The organism is Streptomyces sp. NPDC016309, from assembly GCF_043077235.1.
GTDB lineage: Bacteria > Actinomycetota > Actinomycetes > Streptomycetales > Streptomycetaceae > Streptomyces.
Genome location: NZ_JBIBSG010000005.1, coordinates 574,668 through 581,195, shown reverse-complemented (window position 1 = coordinate 581,195; position 6,528 = coordinate 574,668). Strand labels below are relative to the sequence as shown.

Sequence of the window (6,528 nt, the reverse complement as noted above, 5' to 3'; positions counted from 1 at the left end):
GGGGGGGGGGGGGGGGGGCCGGGTTTTTTTTTGTGGGGGGGGGGGGGGCGGGGGGGGGGGGCGGGGGCCCCCCCCCCCCCGGGGGGGGGCCCCCCCCCGCCCCGGGGGGGGCCCCCCCCGCCGCGTTCACACGTCGAGCATCGGCACGAGGTGCTCCTCCTCGTACACGAGGTGGGCCTCCAGCTCGTCCGTGAGCCGCTCGACCTCCGAGCGGACGTGCTCGGGGTCCGCTCCGGCATCGGACACCACCGCCTTCAGGTCGGCCAGGATGGCCGCGATCCGCTCGTGCTCCCGCTTCAGCCGGTCCAGCACGGGCGCCAGCTCCGGGTGGCGGTCGGCGACCATCGGGAAGAGCATCGTGTCCTCGCCCGTGTGGTGGTTGTGCAGGCCCTGGCAGACGGTGAGGCAGTTGATGCGAAGCTGGGTGCCGAGTCCGGTGGCGGTCCCGGTCTCGGCGATCTCCTTGCGGATGAGTCCCAGTTCGCGCCGGAACATGTCGTGGACGACCTTGATGCCCTCGCTCATCGACGTGGCGTTGACGCGCGGCGGGCCGGGCACCTCGGTGAGCACCACCACGGGGATCACCCGGCTGGTCTTCGCCTGGTAGTCGGCCCAGCCGGAGTCCGCCTCGACGGCGCGGGCGAAGGCGCGGTCGCGCTCCTCGCCCCGGAGGACGGTGGCGTCCGCCTCGTAGGTGAAGACACCGCTCTCGACCGTCACGCGGGGGTTGGCCAGCAGGTTGTGGTACCAGGCGGGGTGCCGGGGGGCGCCGGCGGCGGAGGCGATGACGAGGATCCGGCCGTCACCGTCGTGGTAGTAGCCGACGGGCGTGGTGTGGGGCTTGCCGGACCGGGCGCCGGTGGTCGTCAGCAGGACGAGCCGGGCCCCCTCGAACCATCCGCCCACGCGCCCGTTGTTGGCGCGGAACTCGTCGATGACCTGCTCGTTGAAATCGTTGGGCAAGTGTCTGCTTTCTGCTCCTGGGTGAAGAACTGCTGTGTGCGGATGCACGCGGAGAGAAAACAGAAGAAGGCGGGGCTCTGGCCCGCCCCGGCGTCACGCCGAGGCCGGGTGCCCTACTCGTGTGTGGCCCATGGCCGACCCGGCAGTCACCACGTCAACGTACCGATGACGAACGATCATCCGCAACGGAGAAATCCGGCCATCAGTCGAACATGTGGATCTCGTCGCCGAGGCCCTGGGCACGGGCGGCGGCGATCACGAGACCGGCCGCCACCGCGTCCTGGACGGCCACGCCGACCGACTTGTAGAGGGTGAGCTGCTCGGGGGAGCGGCGGCCCGGCCTGCTGCCGTTGAGGAGCTCGCCGAGCTCGGCGTGGACGTGGTCGGCGGTGATCACGCCGTCGCGGATGGGGAACAGCAGGTCGTTGCTCCCGGCGGGGAACGGCGCCAGGGCGGCCCGCCGGGACTCCACGCACACCAGGGCGTCGGCGATCGTGGCGTCGTCGACCTCCCGGCCGCCCCGGTTGAACCCGACGGAAGTGATGTGCGCGCCGGGCGCGAGCCAGCGGCGCCGGACGACCGGGTCGACGGAGTGGGTGGCGGCGGCCACCAGGTGCGCCCCGTCCAGCGCCTCGGCGTACGTCGGCACGGCGACCACCTCGACCTTCAGGACGGCCCCCAGCTCGTCGGCCAGCACGGCCGCCCGGACCGGGTCGCGGCCGGCCACCCGGATGTGCCGGACGGGCCGCACCCGGCACAGGGCGTGGGCGTGGGTGCGGGCCTGGACGCCGGTGCCGAGGAGGGCGAGGACGGTGGCGTCGTCGCGGGCGAGGAGCCGGGCCGACAGCGCGGAGGCGGCGGCGGTGCGGGCCGCGGTGATGGCGGTCCCGTCCAGGAGCGCCCGGGGCGCGCCCGTACCGGGGTCGAAGACGGCGATGACGGCCTGGTGGGTGGGCAGGGGCGTACCGGCGTTGTGGGGGAACAGGGAGACCAGCTTGGTCATGAGCACCCCGGCGGACGGCACGTACCCGGGCATGGCGGCGAGGAAGCCGTCCTGCCCCGGCACCATGGCGGCGACGCGGTCGGGCACGGACGCGCGGCCCTCGCTGAGGTCCACCATCGCGGGACCGAGGGCGTCGATCAGCGCGTCCATGTCGAGCAGGGTCTCGACTTCCCTGCGCCCCAGTACCAGCACCCTTCCAGCGTCCGTCACGACGCGGGCCGCCGCCACGGCGGGGCGCCCGGACAGGGCCGGGCGGTCCCGGCAATCCGGGCGGTCCCGGCGGTCCCGGCGGGCACGCTCTAGAAGGGCGCCTGCGCGGACTCCATCAGCCGGGCGGTCTCGTCGGCCGGGAGGTGGAGGGCGGCACCGACGGTGGTGAGGACGTCCCGCTCGGCGGTGGTGTAGGCACCGTCGGCGAGGGCGATGCGGGCGCCCTGGAGCAGGATCGATTCCCGCCCGGCGGGCGCGAGGTGCGGGGTGAGCGGCTCCAGGGCCTCGTGCAGCTCGATGGCGAGGGCGGCACCGCACGGCGTGCCGGTGTCGGCCACGAACCGGCCGGTGTCGGCTTCGAGGGCCTCGATCAGCGCGGTGAGGCTGTCGGCGGTGCAGTCCTCGTACCCGGCGGCGCGGACGGCGAAGACGGCGGTCCTGAGGACGGGGCGGGACGACACCCCGCCGGCGGCGAGGACGGCGAGGGCGACGGTGTGGACGGCGTCGCGGAGCATCGCGGAGAAGCGGGCGGTGGTGGGGTGGTCCAGGGCGTCGGTGCCGAAGTGGCCGTGACAGGCGGCGCATTCGACGACCGGTCCGGCGAGGCCGCGCGGCAGCAGCGGGACACCGAGGAGGGTGAGGCGCCGACGGCCGGTGCGGCGCCGGTAATTGCGGTCCCCGCCGCAGCCGGGGCAGAAGAACTGGCCGTCGCCGACGGTGTTCCAGGCGGTGGAAATGGAGCAGATGCGCACTCTTCGCCCGCTTGATCCTCGTGCTGGCAGCACGTCGCACCTCCAGAACGCCTCGGCCACCTTGCCGCGTTGGCGTGATGTTAGCCACATCGGTGATGCCGCGTCAGCACCCCGGCGTGAGATCGCCACAGGGATGGCTGAACCCCGCCCTCCGCAAAGGCCGCGGCGGGCCTTCGGGAAGGGCGGGGTCCAGCGGGTCGGGGTCAGCGCGTGGCGCGGTTGACGGCCGAGATGACCGCCTTCAGCGAGGCGCGGGTGGTGTTGGCGTCGATGCCGATGCCCCACAGGACCTTGCCGTCGATGGCGCACTCGATGTACGAGGCGGCCTGCGCGGACGCGCCCTCGCTCATCGTGTGCTCCTGGTAGTCCAGCAGGCGGGCGTCGATGCCGATGGCCTGGAGGGCGGCGAAGAACGCGGAGATCGGACCGTTGCCGGAGCCGGTCAGGACCGTGTCGGCGCCGTCGACGACCGCCTCGACGGTCAGCGTGTCCGTGCCGTCCTTGTCGGTCGTGGTCTGGCCGGAACGGAGCTGGATCCGTCCCCACGGATTGTCCGGGTTGGGCAGGTACTCGTCCTGGAAGACGGACCAGATGGCCTTCGGCGTGACCTCGCCGCCCTCGGCGTCGGTCTTCGCCTGGATGATCTTCGAGAACTCGATCTGCATCCGGCGCGGCAGGTCCAGCTTGTGGTCGTTCTTCAGGACGTACGCGACACCGCCCTTGCCGGACTGCGAGTTGACGCGGATGACCGCCTCGTAGGACCGGCCGACGTCCTTGGGGTCGATCGGCAGGTAGGGCACGGCCCACTCGATGTCGTCGACGGTCTTGCCGGCGGCGGCCGCGGTGGCCTCCATGGCGTCGAAGCCCTTCTTGATGGCGTCCTGGTGGGAGCCGGAGAAGGCGGTGTAGACCAGGTCGCCCGCGTAGGGGTGGCGCGGGTGGACCTCCATCTGGTTGCAGTACTCGGACGTACGGCGGATCTCGTCGATCTGCGAGAAGTCGATCTGCGGGTCGACGCCCTGCGAGAACAGGTTCATGCCCAGGGTGACCAGGTCGACGTTGCCGGTGCGCTCGCCCTGGCCGAACAGGCAGCCCTCGATGCGGTCGGCACCGGCCATGATCGCCAGCTCGGCGGCCGCCACCGCCGTACCGCGGTCGTTGTGCGGGTGGACGGACAGGCACACGTGCTCGCGGCGGGACAGGTTGCGCGACATCCACTCGAACCGGTCCGCGTGGGTGGAGGGCGTCGAGCGCTCCACGGTGGCGGGCAGGTTCAGGATGATCTCGCGGCCCTCCTCGGGCTGCCAGACGTCCATCACGCCCTCGCAGACCTCCAGGGCGAAGTCCAGCTCGGTGTCGGTGAAGATCTCCGGGCTGTACTGGTAGCCGAAGACCGTCTCGTCGCTCAGGATCTTGTCGGCGTACTCCATCACCAGCCGGGTGCCGTCCACGGCGATCTGCTTGACCTGCTCCTTGGAGCCGCGGAAGACGACCCGGCGGAAGACCGGCGCGGTCGCGTTGTACAGGTGCACGGTGGCCCGGTGGGCGCCGCGCAGCGACTCGACCGTGCGCTCGATCAGCTCCTCGCGCGCCTGGGTCAGGACGGAGATCGTCACGTCCTCGGGGACCGCGCCCTCCTCGATGATGGAGCGCACGAAGGCGAAGTCGGTCTCGCCGGAGGACGGGAAACCGACCTCGATCTCCTTGTAGCCCATGCGTACGAGCAGGTCGAACATCTCGCGCTTGCGGGCGGGGCTCATCGGGTCGATCAGCGCCTGGTTGCCGTCCCGCAGGTCGGTGGACAGCCAGCGCGGCGCCTTGGTGATGCGGTTGTCCGGCCAGGTGCGGTCGGGGATGTCCACGGCCTCGTACCGGCCGTACTTGTGGATCGGCATCCCGGACGGCTTCTGGGTGTGCGTCGCGTTGGTGACGGGCGTGGGGCGGCCAACGGGCTGGGACATTGCGTAGGGCTCCTCGGTTGTCCTTCACGGGGACGGCCGACTGGGTCGAAGCAGCACCAGACTCCGCGGGGAGGGGGTCGGCCTACGACTACAGGCCCTCGCCGCGGCAGCTAAGAAGAAGCAGCCCGAAACGCATGATGTGAGGAAGCCTAGCCGAGCGGCACCAGGAGTGGAGGTGCCGTTTCAGTATGCGGGATTCGGCGCGCCAACCGTCAAACAGTGACTCATCACTCTTTTTCGGGAACCCTCATCGCAGCGGGTGACAGGATGATGACAGGCTGCCACATTGCGGAGCATGACTGCGACAGCCCCCGTGTTCTGCACGATCGTCCCGCCGCACCTCCTCGACCGTCTCTCCCGGGCCGCCGACCCGGTCGTCGCCGCCGCCGCCCGCCGCACCCTGGTCACGGACGCCGCCCAGCGCACCGCCCGCCGCCTGACCACCGTCGCCGGGGCCGCCCCCGTACCGACGGCCGCGGACACGCCCGCCGACAAGCCCCGCCGCACCGTGCACGACGCCGGGCACAAGACCGCCCTGCCGGGGAAGAAGGTGCGCGGCGAGGGCCAGCGGCCGAGCGGGGACGCGACCGTCAACCGCGCGTACGCCGGCCTCGGGGCCACCTTCGAGCTGTTCCGCGACGCCTACGGGCGCAACTCGATCAATGGGTCGGGACTGCCGCTGGACGCGACCGTCCACTACGACCGGGACTACAACAACGCCTTCTGGAACGGCGACCAGATGGTCTTCGGCGACGGGGACGGCAAGATCTTCCTGGACTTCACCGTCGCGGTCGACGTCATCGGCCACGAACTCGCCCACGGCGTCACCCAGTACACCGCGAACCTGGCGTACTTCGGCCAGCCCGGCGCGCTGAACGAGTCGATGTCGGACGTCTTCGGCTCCCTGGTCAAGCAGAAGGCCCTGGGCCAGACCGCCGAGCAGGCCGACTGGCTGATCGGCGCCGGGCTGCTGGCGCCCGAGGTCCAGGGCGTGGCGCTGCGCTCCATGAAGGCCCCCGGCACGGCGTACGACGACGACGTCCTCGGCAAGGACCCGCAGCCCGCGACGATGGACGACTACGTGCACACCGGCGCCGACAACGGCGGCGTCCACATCAACTCGGGCATCCCCAACCACGCCTTCTACCTGTTCGCCAAGGAGCTCGGCGGCCACGCCTGGGAGCGGGCCGGGCGGGTCTGGTACGACGTGCTGACCGGGGGCCGGCTCACGGAGGACGCCGACTTCGCCGACTTCTCCCGGCTGACGGTGGCGGCGGCCCGCGAGCGGTTCGGCGCGGGCGGCGCGGAGGACGACGCGGTGGTGAAGGCCTGGTCGACGGTGGGGCTGCCGACCGGGTAGACAGGGCCCATGCGCATTCGGGTCATCCGTACGGGCGGGTTCGCGGGCATCGAGCGGCGGGCCGAGATGGACACCTCTGGTCTGCTCGACGCCCGCGACTGGCACCTGCTGGCCGAGGCGGCCCTGGCGGAAGGGGACGGACAGCGGCCGGCGGGCGTGCCGGACGGGTTCGGCTACGAGATCACCGTGGACGGCCGGACGGTGTACTGCGCCGACCCGGGGCTGGGCGAGGCCCAGCGGGAGCTGGTCGCCCGGGTGCTCCGGGAGGGCGCGTGAGCC

At 72.0% G+C, this 6,528-nt stretch carries 6 protein-coding genes; 2 read left to right on the top strand and 4 right to left on the bottom strand.

Features of this window, described 5'->3' with window-relative positions:
* Positions 1–126: 126 nt before the first annotated feature.
* From ACF068_RS16215 to leuA, 4 genes are all read right to left on the bottom strand, one after another.
* Positions 127–963, bottom strand: a complete 837-nt coding sequence (locus ACF068_RS16215) for a nitroreductase/quinone reductase family protein (RefSeq protein WP_392274859.1) — start codon at positions 961–963, stop codon at positions 127–129.
* Positions 964–1,165: 202 nt separating this feature from the next.
* Complete coding sequence (locus ACF068_RS16210) at positions 1,166–2,158, bottom strand: ornithine cyclodeaminase family protein (protein WP_392274858.1); 993 nt, start codon at positions 2,156–2,158, stop codon at positions 1,166–1,168.
* Between the two features lie 107 nt (positions 2,159–2,265).
* Positions 2,266–2,961 (bottom strand): TerB family tellurite resistance protein, encoded by a 696-nt coding sequence (locus ACF068_RS16205; protein ID WP_392274857.1) that lies wholly within the window; start codon positions 2,959–2,961, stop codon positions 2,266–2,268.
* Between the two features lie 170 nt (positions 2,962–3,131).
* Positions 3,132–4,889, bottom strand: coding sequence for a 2-isopropylmalate synthase (gene leuA / locus ACF068_RS16200; protein ID WP_392274856.1), 1,758 nt, complete (start codon positions 4,887–4,889; stop codon positions 3,132–3,134).
* Between the two features lie 295 nt (positions 4,890–5,184).
* Here leuA and ACF068_RS16195 point away from each other — a divergent pair, with 295 nt between their 5' ends.
* Positions 5,185–6,249 (top strand): M4 family metallopeptidase, encoded by a 1,065-nt coding sequence (locus ACF068_RS16195; protein ID WP_392274855.1) that lies wholly within the window; start codon positions 5,185–5,187, stop codon positions 6,247–6,249.
* Positions 6,250–6,258: 9 nt separating this feature from the next.
* Positions 6,259–6,525 (top strand): protealysin inhibitor emfourin, encoded by a 267-nt coding sequence (locus ACF068_RS16190; protein ID WP_392274854.1) that lies wholly within the window; start codon positions 6,259–6,261, stop codon positions 6,523–6,525.
* The last annotated feature ends 3 nt before the right edge of the window (positions 6,526–6,528 follow it).

Excerpts from the sequence above, each read along its gene's own strand:
- leuA (WP_392274856.1), bottom strand. The coding sequence starts at position 4,889 with ATGTCCCAGCCCGTTGGCCGCCCCACGCCCGTCACCAACGCGACGCAC.
- ACF068_RS16190 (WP_392274854.1), top strand. The coding sequence starts at position 6,259 with ATGCGCATTCGGGTCATCCGTACGGGCGGGTTCGCGGGCATCGAGCGG.
- ACF068_RS16195 (WP_392274855.1), top strand. The coding sequence starts at position 5,185 with ATGACTGCGACAGCCCCCGTGTTCTGCACGATCGTCCCGCCGCACCTC.